10 protein-coding genes and 1 tRNA gene are annotated in these 13,468 nt (G+C 66.0%); 6 read left to right on the top strand and 5 right to left on the bottom strand.

All coding sequences use genetic code 11. The annotated features are described in order from the left end of the window. Positions 1-44: 44 nt before the first annotated feature. The 3 genes from IEW24_RS07185 to IEW24_RS07175 all read left to right on the top strand — a co-directional run bounded on the left by IEW24_RS07185 (position 45) and on the right by IEW24_RS07175 (position 4,043). Positions 45-851, top strand: coding sequence for an enoyl-CoA hydratase/isomerase family protein (locus IEW24_RS07185; protein WP_188576706.1), 807 nt, complete (start codon positions 45-47; stop codon positions 849-851). A gap of 44 nt (positions 852-895) precedes the next feature. Next, the gene (locus IEW24_RS07180) at positions 896-2,224 is read left to right on the top strand and encodes an MFS transporter (protein WP_188576704.1); all 1,329 of its coding nucleotides are present in this window, start codon (positions 896-898) and stop codon (positions 2,222-2,224) included. A 97-nt stretch (positions 2,225-2,321) separates the two neighbouring features. Then, entirely contained in the window at positions 2,322-4,043 is a 1,722-nt protein-coding gene (locus IEW24_RS07175) for a GMC family oxidoreductase (RefSeq protein ID WP_188576702.1), read from the top strand. An 85-nt stretch (positions 4,044-4,128) separates the two neighbouring features. Here the strand turns inward: IEW24_RS07175 and IEW24_RS07170 are convergent. Both IEW24_RS07170 and IEW24_RS07165 read right to left on the bottom strand, forming a co-directional pair. Beyond that, positions 4,129-4,205 (bottom strand) — tRNA-Met (locus IEW24_RS07170). A gap of 207 nt (positions 4,206-4,412) precedes the next feature. Beyond that, positions 4,413-5,276 (bottom strand): RNA methyltransferase, encoded by an 864-nt coding sequence (locus tag IEW24_RS07165; RefSeq protein ID WP_188576700.1) that lies wholly within the window; start codon positions 5,274-5,276, stop codon positions 4,413-4,415. 289 nt (positions 5,277-5,565) lie between these two features. Between IEW24_RS07165 and IEW24_RS07160 the strand changes: the two genes are divergently transcribed. Further along, the gene (locus IEW24_RS07160; RefSeq protein ID WP_188576698.1) at positions 5,566-6,780 is read left to right on the top strand and encodes an NADP-dependent isocitrate dehydrogenase; all 1,215 of its coding nucleotides are present in this window, start codon (positions 5,566-5,568) and stop codon (positions 6,778-6,780) included. Positions 6,781-6,857: 77 nt separating this feature from the next. Here IEW24_RS07160 and IEW24_RS07155 read toward each other — a convergent pair whose 3' ends face one another. Further along, positions 6,858-7,448 (bottom strand): TetR/AcrR family transcriptional regulator, encoded by a 591-nt coding sequence (locus IEW24_RS07155; protein WP_188576696.1) that lies wholly within the window; start codon positions 7,446-7,448, stop codon positions 6,858-6,860. A gap of 114 nt (positions 7,449-7,562) precedes the next feature. Here IEW24_RS07155 and IEW24_RS07150 point away from each other — a divergent pair, with 114 nt between their 5' ends. After that, positions 7,563-8,750 (top strand): MFS transporter, encoded by a 1,188-nt coding sequence (locus IEW24_RS07150; RefSeq protein ID WP_210324136.1) that lies wholly within the window; start codon positions 7,563-7,565, stop codon positions 8,748-8,750. On the opposite strand, the gene IEW24_RS07145 is transcribed toward IEW24_RS07150, so the two are convergent. After that, positions 8,722-9,003, bottom strand: a complete 282-nt coding sequence (locus IEW24_RS07145) for a hypothetical protein (RefSeq protein WP_188576694.1) — start codon at positions 9,001-9,003, stop codon at positions 8,722-8,724. The two genes, IEW24_RS07150 and IEW24_RS07145, sit on opposite strands and share 29 nt — an antisense overlap. A 191-nt stretch (positions 9,004-9,194) precedes the next feature. Between IEW24_RS07145 and topA the strand changes: the two genes are divergently transcribed. Continuing rightward, positions 9,195-11,891, top strand: a complete 2,697-nt coding sequence (topA, locus tag IEW24_RS07140) for a type I DNA topoisomerase (protein ID WP_188576692.1) — start codon at positions 9,195-9,197, stop codon at positions 11,889-11,891. 27 nt (positions 11,892-11,918) lie between these two features. Here the strand turns inward: topA and IEW24_RS07135 are convergent, their stop codons facing one another. Beyond that, positions 11,919-13,436 carry an MDR family MFS transporter gene (locus IEW24_RS07135; RefSeq protein ID WP_188576689.1) on the bottom strand — a complete coding sequence of 506 codons (1,518 nt, stop codon included), beginning with the start codon at positions 13,434-13,436 and terminating at the stop codon, positions 11,919-11,921. Positions 13,437-13,468: the final 32 nt, after the last annotated feature.

Raw genomic sequence — 13,468 nt, 5'->3', positions numbered from 1 at the left:
CAAAAACCAATCACACGCTCAATATTATTTCAAAGGAGCCGCAAATGCCGTCCCCCATGACCTTCACCGATCCCCGCCTCAAGGCACTGGACGGCTTCCACGTCGAGATCGACGAGGCGACCCAGCGCGCCGACATTATCCTCGACCGGCCGCCCTACAACATCGTCTCCATGCCCCAGCGCGACCAGTTCCGTCTCGTCTTCGAGGCGCTGGACGAGGACGAGCGCGTGCGCGTCATCGTCATCCGCGCCCTGGGCGAGCACTTCTCCTCCGGCGGCAACATCAAGGGCTTCATGGAGGCCAGCCCCGAGCACGTCTCCAAGCTCGCCTGGAACATCGCCTCGCCTACCCGCTGCACCAAGCCGGTGATCGCGGCCAATCGCGGCTATTGCTTCGGCGTCGGCTTCGAGCTGTCGCTGGCCTGCGACTTCCGCATCGTGACCGACACCACCCAGTATGCCCTGCCCGAGCAGAAGCTCGGCCAGATCCCCGGCTCGGGCGGTTCGGCGCGTCTGCAGATGATGGTCGGCATCACCCGCACCAAGGACATCGTGATGCGCTCGAAGCGCATCTCCGCCCAGCAGGCGTTCGACTGGGGCATCGCCACCGAGAAGGTGGCCGACGCGGACCTGGAGAAGGCCACCGACGCGCTGGTGGCCGAACTGCTCACCTTCTCGCCCATGGCCCAGCGCACGGCGAAGAAGCTGCTGAACGACAGCGAGGACTCCACCCTGTCCATCGCCATCGAGCTGGAAGGCCACTGCTACAGCCGCCTGCGCCAGTCGCACGATTTCAAGGAAGGCGTCGAAGCCTTCCACGAGAAGCGCAAGCCCGCCTTCAAGGGCTGCTGACAAAAACGCCCACCCAGAGGGGCAAAACGGGAGGACACAACGCCATGTCGACCAGTGAAATGCACACCGCCGGCATCGCCCAGCCGGCGGTGGACAACAAACAGATGCGGAGCGCGATCATCGCCTCCGTCATGGGCTGGTCGCTGGATCTCTTCGACCTGTTCATCCTGCTCTATGTGGCACCCGTGGTGGGGCAGCTGTTCTTCCCCTCCACCCATCCCACATGGTCGCTGGCGGCGGTCTACGCCTCCTTCGCCGTGACGCTGCTCATGCGCCCCATCGGCTCGGCCATCTTCGGCCATTATGCCGATGCCTATGGCCGCAAGGGCGCCATGCTGGTCGCCATCATGGGCGTCGGCATCTCCACCGCTGCTTTCGGCCTACTGCCCACCATCCATCAGGCGGGCATCATCGCGCCCATCCTGTTCCTCCTCCTGCGCCTCGTGCAGGGCGTGTTCGTGGGCGGCGTGGTCGCTTCCACCCACACGGTGGGCACTGAAAGCGTGCCGGCGAACTGGCGCGGCTTCATGTCCGGGCTCGTGGGCGGCGGCGGCGCGGGCATCGGCGCCCTGTTGGCCTCCATTGTGTTCCTGATCACCACCACCATCTTCCAGGGCGAGGCCTACACCCAGTGGGGCTGGCGTTTCATGTTCTTCTCCGGCCTTCTGTCCTCGCTGCTGGGCTGGTTCATCTTCCGCAATCTGGAGGAATCCCCCTTCTGGAAGGAGATGCAGAAGCAGAAAGCCGCCAAGAAGGCCGCGAAGGCCCCGTTGAAGGAGCTGTTTTCCAGCGGTTATCGCAACGTACTGCTTGTCAATCTTCTGATCACCACTGGCGGCGGCGCGGGCTATTATCTCACCTCGGGCTACATGCCCACCTTCCTGAAGCTCATCAACCAGCTGCCCAACCACCTCTCTTCATACATCCTCATGGCCTGCAGCGTGTCGGCCTTCGTGTCGGCGGTGCTAGTGGGCATGCTCAGCGACGTGATCGGCCGCAAGAAGACCTTCCTGATCGTTGGTGTTCTGGCGATCATTCTGCTGCCGACCTTCTATCTCGGCATGGCGGCGACCACGAACCTCACCTCCATCGTGCTCTATTCGCTCGGCATCGCCTTCATGGGCAATGCCGGCTATGCGCCGGTGCTGATCTTCCTCAACGAGCGCTTTCCCACCGCCATGCGCGCCACGGGAACGGGCCTGTCCTGGAACATCGGTTTTGCCATCGGCGGCATGATGCCCACCTTCGTCTCGCTCGCCAGCGCAACGCCTGCGGACATTCCCATGGCGCTGTCGCTGTTCACCGGCGGCGTCTTCCTGCTCTACCTCATCGGCACCCTGATCGTGCCCGAGACCAAGGGCAACTTCCGCTGATAACTTGCCCGCGCTGGCCTTCCGCCGGCGCGGGCCACAGGCCCGGTCCCGCCGGGCCTGTCCGCATTTCGGTGTTCTCAACAGCCGGCAGTGCCCCATGAATGCCCATTCCGCGCGCCCCACCGATGCCCCGGCCTTCGACACCATCATCGTGGGCGGCGGCTCAGCCGGCTGTGTGCTGGCGAACCGCCTCTCAGCCGATGGCCGGTCGCGCGTGCTGCTGCTGGAGGCGGGCGCCGATACCCCGCCCGGCGCCGTGCCCGCCCCCATCGCCGACAGCTATCCCATGGGCCTGTTCCATGGGGACCGCTACATCTGGCCCGGCCTGTCCGCCCTCACCGGCACGCGGCCGGACGGCACGCGCGGCAGCCGTGCTTATGAGCAGGCGCGCATCATGGGCGGCGGCTCAAGCATCAATGTGCAATCCGCCAACCGGGGCCTGCCGCGCGACTATGACGAATGGGCCGCGCTCGGCGCCACCGGCTGGGGCTGGGACGATGTGCTGCCCTTCTTTATCAAACTGGAGCGCGATCTCGATTTCGGCGGTCCGCTGCACGGCAAGGATGGCCCCCTGCCCATCCGCCGCATCCAGCCGCCGAACTGGCCTCCCTTCGCCGAGGCCGCCACCCGTGCCTTCGCCCGCAGCGGCGTGCTGCGCCGGCAGGACCAGAATGGCGAGTATGAGGACGGCATCTTTCCGCCCGCCTTCAGCAACGAGCATGATCGGCGCGTCTCCACGGCGGTGGCCTATCTGGATGCGACCACCCGCGCCCGCTCCAATCTCGCCATTTGGCCGGAGAGCCAGGTGGCGCGGCTGGTGATGGACGGCCCGCGCGCCACTGGCGTGGAAGTGGAGCGCGGCGGCACACGGCAGGTGGTGTCGGCCGGCCGCGTCATCGTGACGGCAGGCGCCTTGCAGACGCCCGCCCTTCTCATGCGTGCCGGCATCGGACCGGGCGCTCATCTGCAGGAATTGGGTCTTCCGGTCATCGCGGATCGGGCCGGCGTCGGACAGAACCTGCGCGACCACCCCACGCTCACCTTCTGCCAGTATCTGCCGAAGCATCTGCGCCTGCCGCTGAGCTATCGGCGCTCGGCCTTCGCCGCTTTCCGCTTCTCTTCCGGCATCGCTGAGGGCGAGCCCTCAGATATGTATGCCACCGCCTCCGCCCGCGCCGGCTGGCATGCGCTGGGGAATCGGCTTGGCCTCTATTTCCTGTGGTGTAACCGGCCGCTCTCCAGCGGCAGCGTTCGCCTCATCTCACCCGATCCGGCGGACTACCCCAAGGCCGATCTAAACCTGCTCAGCCATCCGCAGGATCTGGCGCGCATGATGGCCGGGGTGCGCAAGGTGGTGGGGCTGCTGCTGTCCCCCGAGCTGAACCCCAATCCGGCCGATCTTTTCCCGGCGGGCTTCTCCCCGGCCATCAAGAAGCTGAGTGCGGTCACGCCCGCCAATGCGCGGCTCACCGCCGTGCTCGGCGCGCTGCTTGACGTGCCCGCCGCCTTGCGCGGGCCGGTGCTGAAGTATGTGATGTCAGGGGGCGCGCTACCGCGCGTGATCGCAGACGATGCAAGGCTCGAAGCCTTCGTGCGGGAGAATGCCTTCGGCGTCTGGCACGCCAGCGGCACTTGCCGAATGGGCTCCGCCAGCGACCCACTGGCCGTCGTGGATCCCCGGGGGAAAGTGATGGGCACGGAGAACCTCTATGTGGCCGACACATCCGTGATGCCGCGCCTGCCCTCTGCCAACACCAATGTTCCGGTCATCATGGTCGCGGAAAAGATCGCCACAGGTCTTGTCGGGCCATCGGGCTGAACCGGCTCCCCATGACGGAAGAGAGGCCCGAAACAAAAAAGAGAGCTGAGCTTTCGCCCAACTCTCTTTATCATGCTTGCGCATTTGGTTGCGGGGACAGGATTTGAACCTGTGACCTTCAGGTTATGAGCCTGACGAGCTACCGGGCTGCTCCACCCCGCGTCAGCTCCAGACCGTTTGCCGGCGAACCGGGCGGCTGGTGTGGTGCGTATGTAGCAACCCACCCTCGGCATGGAAAGCCCCGCCGGCAAAAAAAGCCTTTTATTCCGGGCGCCTGTGGACGGCGAACCCGCTCCTAGTCAATCAACCCGTTGCCAACGCACAATTTGACGCGCCCGCCGGGATGCGGATGGCAGCCCTGCGTGCCGCTCACCCCTCCGAACCTGCGGGCTCCTCTGGTGCGCCGTCGGCCCGCGCCTTGCGCTTGGCCGCCTTGCGCGCGTTGTTCTGTTCCTTGCGCTGTTCGCGGCCGGCACGCCCTTCCACGAGGGAAGTGACGACACCGTGCAGCGTGGCGAGATCCTGTTTCGTCAGCTCGCAGCGGTGAAAAATGTTGCGAATGTTGCGGGTGGTGGACGGCGCCTTCTCCGGCGAGCGGAAGAACACCGCCTCCTCCAGTTCCTTCTCCAGATGATCGAAGAAGGCGAACAGGTCGGTACGCTCTGCCGGCGGCGAGCGATCCGGCATGGCGAAGGGCAGAACGCCATCGGACGCTGCCTTCGACCATTCATAGGCGGTGACGGCCACCGCGGTCGCCAGATTGAGCGAGGCGAAAGCAGGGTTCACCGGCAAGGTCAGGATGGCATCGCAAAGCGACACCTCCTCCGTATAAAGGCCGGTGCGTTCGCGCCCAAAGCAAAGCGCCACGTCCTGCCCGGCGCCAAGCCGCGCGACCGTATCCCGCGCCACCACGTCAGCGCCGAACACAGGCTTGGCCATGCCGCGCTCGCGTGCGGTGGTGGCCACCGCATAGGAGACATCCGCCAGTGCGCTGCGCAGGTCCGGGAAAAGCTGGGCCTCGTCGAGAATGCGGTCGGCGCCGGCGCAGAAGGTATGTGCCTTGTCATTGGGCCAGCCCTCGCGCGGGTTCACGATCCGCAGACGCGAAAGACCGAAATTGCCCATGGCGCGCGCCGCCGAGCCGATATTCTCGCCCAGCTGCGGCTCTACCAGAACCACCACCGGCCCGCCTTCCGTCCATGGCTTCGTGCTGTCTGTTCCCGAACCCGGCATCCTGTCCTCTTCCCTGGAGCCGGCTCCCATCGGACAGAATCCGTCCGGTGGGTGAAACCGCCTCTCAAACCAAAATCACGCGCAGACCCCGCTCCGGGGGCACGCGGCGCATGCACTTGCACGTCCCTGCACCCTAAGTCGAGGGTCGCACGCGCTTTCCTCGCCTCTCACTCCGATGCTATAGGCACGGCGCCGGGAGGCGAATGGCCGCGACCAACGGGGCGTGGCGCCATTCCGACTGCTCGCGAAACGTCCAACCGCTCTTAGAGCGCCCCGAAAGGTCGTCCAAATGGCGAAGATCAAGGTGGCAAATCCCGTCGTCGAGCTCGACGGCGATGAGATGACGCGGATCATCTGGCAGTATATCAAGGACAAGCTTATCCATCCGTACCTTGATATCGACCTGGAATATTACGACCTGTCGGTCGAAAACCGCGACGCCACCAACGACAAGGTCACGGTCGACGCTGCCGAAGCCATCAAGAAGCATGGCGTCGGCGTCAAGTGCGCCACCATCACCCCCGACGAGGCCCGCGTCGAGGAGTTCGGCCTCAAGGAAATGTGGAAGTCGCCGAACGGCACCATCCGCAACATCCTCGGCGGCGTGATCTTCCGCGAGCCCATCATCTGCAAGAACGTGCCGCGCCTCGTGCCGGGCTGGACCCAGCCCATCGTGGTTGGCCGTCATGCCTTCGGCGACCAGTATCGCGCCACCGACTTCAAGGTGCCCGGCAAGGGCACGCTCTCCATCTCCTTCGTGGGCGAGGACGGCACGAAGATCGAGAAGGAAGTCTACAAGTTCCCGGGCGCCGGCGTGGCCCTGTCCATGTACAACCTGGACGAGTCGATCCGTGACTTCGCCCGTGCCTCGCTGAACTACGGCCTGCTGCGGAACTATCCGGTCTATCTCTCCACGAAGAACACGATCCTGAAGGCCTATGACGGCCGCTTCAAGGACATCTTCCAGGAGGTGTACGACGCCGAGTTCAAGACCGAGTTCGAGAAGCGCAAGCTCACCTATGAGCATCGCCTGATCGACGACATGGTCGCCTCCGCCCTCAAGTGGTCCGGCGGCTATGTGTGGGCCTGCAAGAACTATGACGGCGACGTGCAGTCCGACATCGTGGCCCAGGGCTTCGGCTCGCTCGGCCTGATGACCTCGGTGCTGATGACCCCCGATGGCAAGACCGTCGAGGCCGAGGCCGCCCACGGCACGGTGACGCGCCACTATCGCGAGCACCAGAAGGGCAAGGAGACCTCCACCAACTCCATCGCCTCCATCTTCGCCTGGACCCGTGGCCTCGCCCACCGTGCCAAGCTCGACGGCAACGACGAGCTGAAGCGCTTCGCCGACACGCTGGAGAAGGTGTGCGTCGATACGGTGGAAGCCGGCGACATGACCAAGGATCTCGCCCTGCTGGTCGGCGCCGACCAGAAGTGGCTGTCCACCACGGGCTTCCTGGACAAGGTGTCCGACAATCTCGCCAAGGCCCTCTCGGCCTGAGGCTTCGGCCGGGCGCTTTTGTGCCCGGCACGCTGATCCGGCCCGTCGCTCCTCAGGAGCGGCGGGCCGTTTGCGTTTCAAGGGGCGGGCGTTAGCAGGCGGTCCACCAGCCGCCGGACGAAGCCTTCGTCCATGATCGTCGCGTCGAACAGGATGCCGTAGAGAATCGGCGCGAGGCAGACCTCCACCATGGCGTCGAGATCCGGAACGACGTCCCCGCGTGTCTTCGCCCGTGCCGCGATGACGGCCAGTTGCTGACGGGAAAAAGCGCAGCACTGCGCCGCGCCGATGGCGCTACCCAGGCTCGCCAGCACATCGCGCAGCATCGCCCTGCCCGGCTCCGAGGACATCTCCTCGCGATACTGCTCCAGCCAGCTTTCCAGATCGGACCGCAGCCCGCCGGTATCCGCGGGTTCCGTCTCAGGCCGCAGGCGCTCCACCGCCACGTCGGCCAGCAGTTCGTTCAGGTCGCCCCAGCGCCGATAGATGGTGGAGGGCGTAACTCCGGCCAGCGCCGCCACCTGCGGCACGCTCAGTTCAGCGCGGTCATGTTCAGCCAGCAGCGCCTGCACGGCCGCATGCACCGAAGCCTGCACGCGCGCACTGCGCCCGCCGGGACGCAGGCCCGGCGTGGCGAGACGGGCGACCTTTTTCTCCGTCGCTTCCATTCCTCTCCCCTCGCGCTAACGCAAAAAAATTGCTTTTGCGCAAAATTCCATTATGAGATCCGTTAACGCACATTTTTAGCCTTAGCGCCACCGCGCGCATCAAGGACAGCTTCCATGTCGATTTCCGCCAATCTCTGCCCCGCCGCGCCGGCGCCATGGCGGACCGCAGCGGGCGTTGCGCTTCAGGGCGCCATCCTCGCCATGTTCTTCGCCGCGTCCGCCGCGCCGACGCCGCTCTACCGGCTCTATCAGGACCAGTGGGGCTTCTCGCCGGTCATGCTGACCGTGGTGTTCGCGGCCTATGCCGCCAGCCTGCTGCTGGCTTTGCTCACGGTTGGCGCCCTCTCCGATTATGTGGGGCGGCGCCCTGTGATCTGCGCCGCGCTGGTGCTTGAGATCGCCGCCATGGCCCTGTTCATCGCCGCAGACAGCGCCAACGCGCTGATTGGAGCCAGGCTGCTGCAAGGCTTTGCCACGGGCGCCGCCACCAGCGTGCTGGGCGCGGCGCTGATCGACGGCAGCCGCAAGCACGGCGCGCTCATCAATAGCGTGGCGCCGCTTGTGGGAATGGCGGTCGGTGCCGTGGGGGCCGGTCTGATGGCGAGCTATGCCGATGCACCCACACTGGCGGTCTACCGGCTGCTCGCCGCTATCTTCCTGCTGCAGACCATACTGATCTGGGGCACGCCGGAAACGGTGCGTTACCGGCCGGGTGCGCTGTTCTCGCTGCTGCCTCGTGTCCACGTGCCGCATGCCGCGCGGGGTGCCCTGCTGCGCATCACGCCCCTCAACATCGCCCTTTGGTCCATGGGCGCGTTTTCCCTGTCGCTGATGCCCTCTCTGGTGCGGAGCGCCACCGGCGTCGCCTCCCCCTTGCTGGGCGGCATTCTGGTCTGCGCCCTCACTCTGCCCGGTGCAGCATCCGTGCTGCTGATGCGGGAGCAATCCGCCGCCCGCTGCCTGATGACGGGAACGGTCTTCCTGTCCGGCGGCTTCGCAGTTCTGCTGGCCGGCGTGCATGCGGGCTCCGTCACCCTGCTCGTGGCGGGCATGCTGGTGATCGGGATAGGCTTCGGCAGCGGCTTCCTCGGTGCGGTGCGCTCCATCGTGCCCTTGGCACAGCAGCACGAACGTGGCGCCCTGCTCTCCGCTTATTATATCGAGAGCTATATCGCGTTCAGCCTGCCGGCTATCGCAGCCGGTGCGCTGGCGCGGGATGTGGGTCTTGAGGCGACGGCGGATATCTACGGCGCTTTCATCATAGCGTTCGCCATCATCGGCGTTCTCGTGCGACCGCGCTGAAGCCGGAAGAGCGCGGGCGTGGCGGATGGGTGTGATCACCAGCCACGGAGGGCTCTTTCGCAATGTTTCCACGGTTCGGCGGAACCGTCCGCCCGATGGAGCGCGCCTCCAGCCGTACGATCTCCAGGAGGTAAGCAAGGGTGCGAAAGCCATGCCCGCGCGCAATGCGGGCCATCTCTCCCGTCATTGCCGCCACATAAGCCGCGTAATCCTCGGCGCCGTTTGGCGCCTGTTTGGGATCGACTCCACTCATGCTCTACTCCCCACGCCCGAGACCACATCCTGAGGCATAGGCAATCGCTTACAACTTACTTTAAGTTGTATAGCCTGCTGAAATAGCCTTGCTGCGCGGAAAAGTGCGGGGGGATTTGACAGCCCTGCTGTCGAACCCCATGTTGCGGCCGCCGCCAGGGGCCGCGGCGTTCTTCAAGAGATTGTCGTCAAATGCAGGTCGTCATCGTCGAATCGCCGGCTAAGGCGAAGACGATCAACAAATACCTCGGACCAGATTACGAGGTCATCGCTTCGTACGGGCACATCCGCGACCTTCCGTCCAAGGACGGCTCGGTCGATCCCGAAGCCGATTTCCGCATGCTCTGGGAAGTGGACCCGAAGGCCCAGAAGCGCCTGAACGACATCGCCAAGGCGGTGAAGGCGGCTGACGGCCTGATCCTCGCCACCGATCCGGATCGCGAAGGCGAAGCCATTTCCTGGCACGTGCTGGAAGTGCTGCGGGAGAAGAAGGCGCTCAAGGACCAGAAGGTCGAGCGCGTCGTCTTCAACGCCATCACCAAGCAGGCCGTGCTGGACGCCATGAAGGCGCCGCGTGCCGTGGATGTGGCGCTGGTGGATGCCTACCTTGCCCGCCGCGCGCTGGATTATCTGGTCGGCTTCACCCTTTCGCCCGTGCTGTGGCGCAAGCTGCCCGGTGCCCGCTCCGCAGGCCGCGTGCAGTCCGTGGCGCTTCGCCTCGTCTGCGATCGCGAACGCGAGATCGAGACCTTCGTCGCCAAGGAATACTGGTCGATCGCCGCCACGCTGGCGACGCCCCGCGGCGACACGTTCGAGGCCCGGCTCTCCGGCGCGGACGGCAAGAAGATCACCCGCCTCTCCGTGGGCACGGGTGAAGAGGCCGCCGCCTTCCGCGCCGCCCTCGAAAGCTCCACCTTCAGTGTGCGCGGCGTGGAAGCCAAGCCCATGCGGCGCAATCCGCAGCCGCCCTTCACCACCTCGACGCTGCAGCAGGAAGCCAGCCGCAAGCTCGGCCTGGCGCCCGCCCGCACCATGCAGATCGCCCAGCGCCTCTATGAGGGCGTCGACATCGGCGGCGAGACGGCCGGCCTCATCACCTATATGCGTACCGACGGCGTGGACATGGCGCCCGAAGCGGTGGCTGCCACCCGCAGCGCCATCACCGCCCAGTTCGGCGCGCGCTATCTGCCCGGCGCGCCACGCAAATACACCACCAAGGCCAAGAATGCACAGGAGGCCCACGAGGCCATCCGCCCGACCGATCCCTCGCGCCGTCCGCGCGACATGGCCCGTCACCTCGATGACGACCAGGCCCGGCTCTATGAGCTGATCTGGACCCGCACCGTGGCGAGCCAGATGGAATCGGCCGAGCTGGAGCGCACCACGGCGGATATCATCGCCAAGGCCGCCGGCCGCGAGCTGGAGCTGACCGCCACCGGCACGGTGGTGAAGTTCGACGGCTTCCTCACCCTCTATCGCGAGGGCAAGGATGACGAGGACGACGACGACGAGAGCCGCCGCCTGCCCGCCATGAGCGCCGGCGAGGCCCTCGACAAGCGCGAGATCAAGACCGACCAGCACTTCACCGAGCCGCCGCCGCGCTATTCCGAAGCCTCGCTGGTGAAGCGCATGGAGGAGCTCGGCATCGGCCGTCCCTCCACCTATGCCGCCGTGCTCGCCGTGCTGCGCGACCGCGAATATGTGAAGCTGGACAAGAAGCGCCTCGTGCCCGAGGACAAGGGGCGGCTCGTCACGGCCTTCCTGCAGAGCTTCTTCGCCAAGTACGTTGAGTACGATTTCACCGCCGATCTTGAGGAGAAGCTCGACGAGATCTCGGCCGCCGAGATCGACTGGAAGCAGGTGCTGCGCGCCTTCTGGAGCGACTTCTCGCTGGCGGTGGAAGCCACCAAGGAACTGCGCATCGCGCAGGTCATCGACGCGCTGGACGAGATCCTCACCGCCCATCTCTTCCCGCCCAAGGAAGACGGCAGCGATCCGCGCGTGTGTCCCACCTGCGGCACCGGGCGCCTGTCGCTGAAGATGGGCAAGTTCGGCTCCTTCATCGGCTGCTCGAACTATCCCGAATGCCGCTACACCCGCCCGCTGTCCGGCGGCGAGGGTGAAGGCGGCACTGAAGGCGGCACCCGCACGCTCGGCACCGATCCGGAGACGAACCTCGAAGTCACCATCCGCGACGGTCGTTTCGGCACCTATCTCCAGCTCGGCGAGACGGTGGACGGCAACAAGCCCAAGCGCTCCAGCCTACCCAAGAGCCTCGCCCCGGCCGACGTGGACCTTGAAACGGCGCTGGCCCTGCTCTCCCTGCCGCGCCCCATCGGCAATCACCCTGAGGACGGCGAGCCTATCCTCGCGGGCATCGGGCGCTTCGGCCCCTACATCCAGCACGGCAAGGTCTACGCCAATCTGGAGGCAGGGGACGATGTGCTGAGCGTCGGCCTGAACCGTGCCGTGGTGCTGCTGGCCGAGAAGCTGGCCAAGGGCCGTGGTGGTCGCGGCGGCACGCCTGCCGGCCGCGCGCTGGGCGACCATCCCACCGAGGGTGGCGCCATCACCGTGCGTCCCGGCCGGTTCGGACCCTATGTGAACCATGGCAAGGTCAATGCGACCCTGCCGAAGGCGCAGGATCCCGATGCGCTGACGCTGGAACAGGCCGTGGCCCTGATCGACGCCAAGGCCGCCGCGAGCCCGAGCGGCCGCAAGCCCGCTCGCAAGAGCGCCGCCTCGGCCAATGGCGAAGCCAAGAAGGCCGCGCCCAAGAAAGCGGCTGCGAAGAAGACGACGACCAAGGCCAAGACCGGTACCGCCACAAAGGTGAAGACCACCAAGGCCAAGTCCACGACAAAGTCCGAGAAGACCGCCGAGGGCTGAGGCCACGGCGACCGGATGACGGGGCGGCTACTCGGCCGCCCCGATCACCACGTCTTCACCGGCGGTTTCTTCAGCCGCCTTGCGGGCGCTGGTGCGCAGCGGACGCTCCTCCATGCTGAGCAGCGCGCACAGGCCGAGCGTCAGGCTCACCGCCGCCCCGCCAAACACCAGCCGGAAGGCATGGATGAGCCGTTCGGCATCCGCACCAGAGATCAGCCGCGACACATCCCCCTGCCCCGGCATGATGCCGAGCGCCGCCATCAGCACCGCACCAAAGCCAGCCACCAGAATGGCGGCCCCGAGCGAGCGGAAGAAATTCATGGCGCCTGTGGCCGTGCCCATCAGATGTGGCGGCATGGCATTCTGGATCGACACGGTGGCAATCGGCAGCAGGCAGCCGATGCCGGTGCCAATGAGACCCAGCAGCACCATCATGAGGGCCATGTGCGGCAGCGCCGGCCCCAATGCCAACGCCAGCAGGCCCGCGATAGCAGCGCACTGCCCCGCGACGGCCACCCGCTTGTAATGGGTGACGGTCGCCAGCGCCCGGCCGGAGCCATAGGACCCGAGCACGACACCACCCATCAGCGGAATGAGACCGAGACCCGACTGGCTGGCCGTCAGATGCCGGACAGATTCGAAATAGAGCGGCACGTTGATGGAGAGCGCGATCAGCGTGCCCATGGTGAACAGAGCTGCCGTGGTCCCGCGGGAGACGATCGGATGCAGCAGAATGGTAAGCGGCAGGAATGGCTGCTCCGCTGCCGCAATCCGCCAGACGAACAACACCGCGAAAATCGCCGCCGCGCCCGCGAGCGCGAGCATTTCGGGCGCATCCCAATGATAGCGCACGCCGCCCCAGGTGAGCATGAGCAGCAGCGCGACCGTGGATGTCACCATCAGCACCGCGCCGAGCACGTCCACCTTGGCCTTGCGGTCATGACGCGGCAGGCGCCGCAGCTGGCGGTCGGTCATCAGGAAGGCCGCCAGCCCCAGAGGCAGGTTGATCCAGAAGATCATCGACCAGTGCGCATGCTCCGCCAGCACGCCGCCGAGGACGGGCCCGCCAATGCTGCTCGCCATGAACACACTGGCGATCATGCCCTGATAGCGTCCACGTTCGCGCGGCGAGACGATGTCCGCGATGATGGTCTGGGCCAGCGAGATCAGTCCGCCGCCGCCCAGCCCTTGCAGACCGCGCGCCAGTATCAGCGTCAGCATGTTCGGTGCCAGCGCACATGCCAGAGAGCCCACCGAAAAGACGCTGATGGCGCAGAGCATCATGGCCCGGCGTCCATGCACGTCGCTCAGCTTGCCGTAGAGCGGCGTCACGGCGGTCGAGGTCAGCAGATAGGCCGTGACCACCCAGGACAGATTCTCGAAATCGTGGAGGTCGGCGCCGATGGTGGGCAAGGCGGTGGCGACGATGGTCTGGTCGAGCGCCGCCAGCAGCATCGCCAGCATGATGCCGAAGATGATGGCGCGAATCTCGGTGTGACTCAGGACAACGCCGGCGGGGGAAGAGGCGGACGAAGGCGCGGACATGGGACCTCGGCGGCACCGCGGGCCCGGAAGGC

The organism is Azorhizobium oxalatiphilum, assembly GCF_014635325.1.
Lineage (GTDB): Bacteria > Pseudomonadota > Alphaproteobacteria > Rhizobiales > Xanthobacteraceae > Azorhizobium > Azorhizobium oxalatiphilum.
The sequence above is the reverse complement of the archived record's forward strand: the minus strand, read 5'-3'. Positions and strand labels throughout refer to the sequence as shown.

Excerpts from the sequence above, each read along its gene's own strand:
- IEW24_RS07185 (WP_188576706.1), top strand. The coding sequence starts at position 45 with ATGCCGTCCCCCATGACCTTCACCGATCCCCGCCTCAAGGCACTGGAC.
- IEW24_RS07180 (WP_188576704.1), top strand. The coding sequence starts at position 896 with ATGTCGACCAGTGAAATGCACACCGCCGGCATCGCCCAGCCGGCGGTG.
- IEW24_RS07175 (WP_188576702.1), top strand. The coding sequence starts at position 2,322 with ATGAATGCCCATTCCGCGCGCCCCACCGATGCCCCGGCCTTCGACACC.
- IEW24_RS07165 (WP_188576700.1), bottom strand. The coding sequence starts at position 5,276 with ATGCCGGGTTCGGGAACAGACAGCACGAAGCCATGGACGGAAGGCGGG.
- IEW24_RS07160 (WP_188576698.1), top strand. The coding sequence starts at position 5,566 with ATGGCGAAGATCAAGGTGGCAAATCCCGTCGTCGAGCTCGACGGCGAT.
- IEW24_RS07155 (WP_188576696.1), bottom strand. The coding sequence starts at position 7,448 with ATGGAAGCGACGGAGAAAAAGGTCGCCCGTCTCGCCACGCCGGGCCTG.
- IEW24_RS07150 (WP_210324136.1), top strand. The coding sequence starts at position 7,563 with ATGTCGATTTCCGCCAATCTCTGCCCCGCCGCGCCGGCGCCATGGCGG.
- IEW24_RS07145 (WP_188576694.1), bottom strand. The coding sequence starts at position 9,003 with ATGAGTGGAGTCGATCCCAAACAGGCGCCAAACGGCGCCGAGGATTAC.
- topA (WP_188576692.1), top strand. The coding sequence starts at position 9,195 with ATGCAGGTCGTCATCGTCGAATCGCCGGCTAAGGCGAAGACGATCAAC.
- IEW24_RS07135 (WP_188576689.1), bottom strand. The coding sequence starts at position 13,436 with ATGTCCGCGCCTTCGTCCGCCTCTTCCCCCGCCGGCGTTGTCCTGAGT.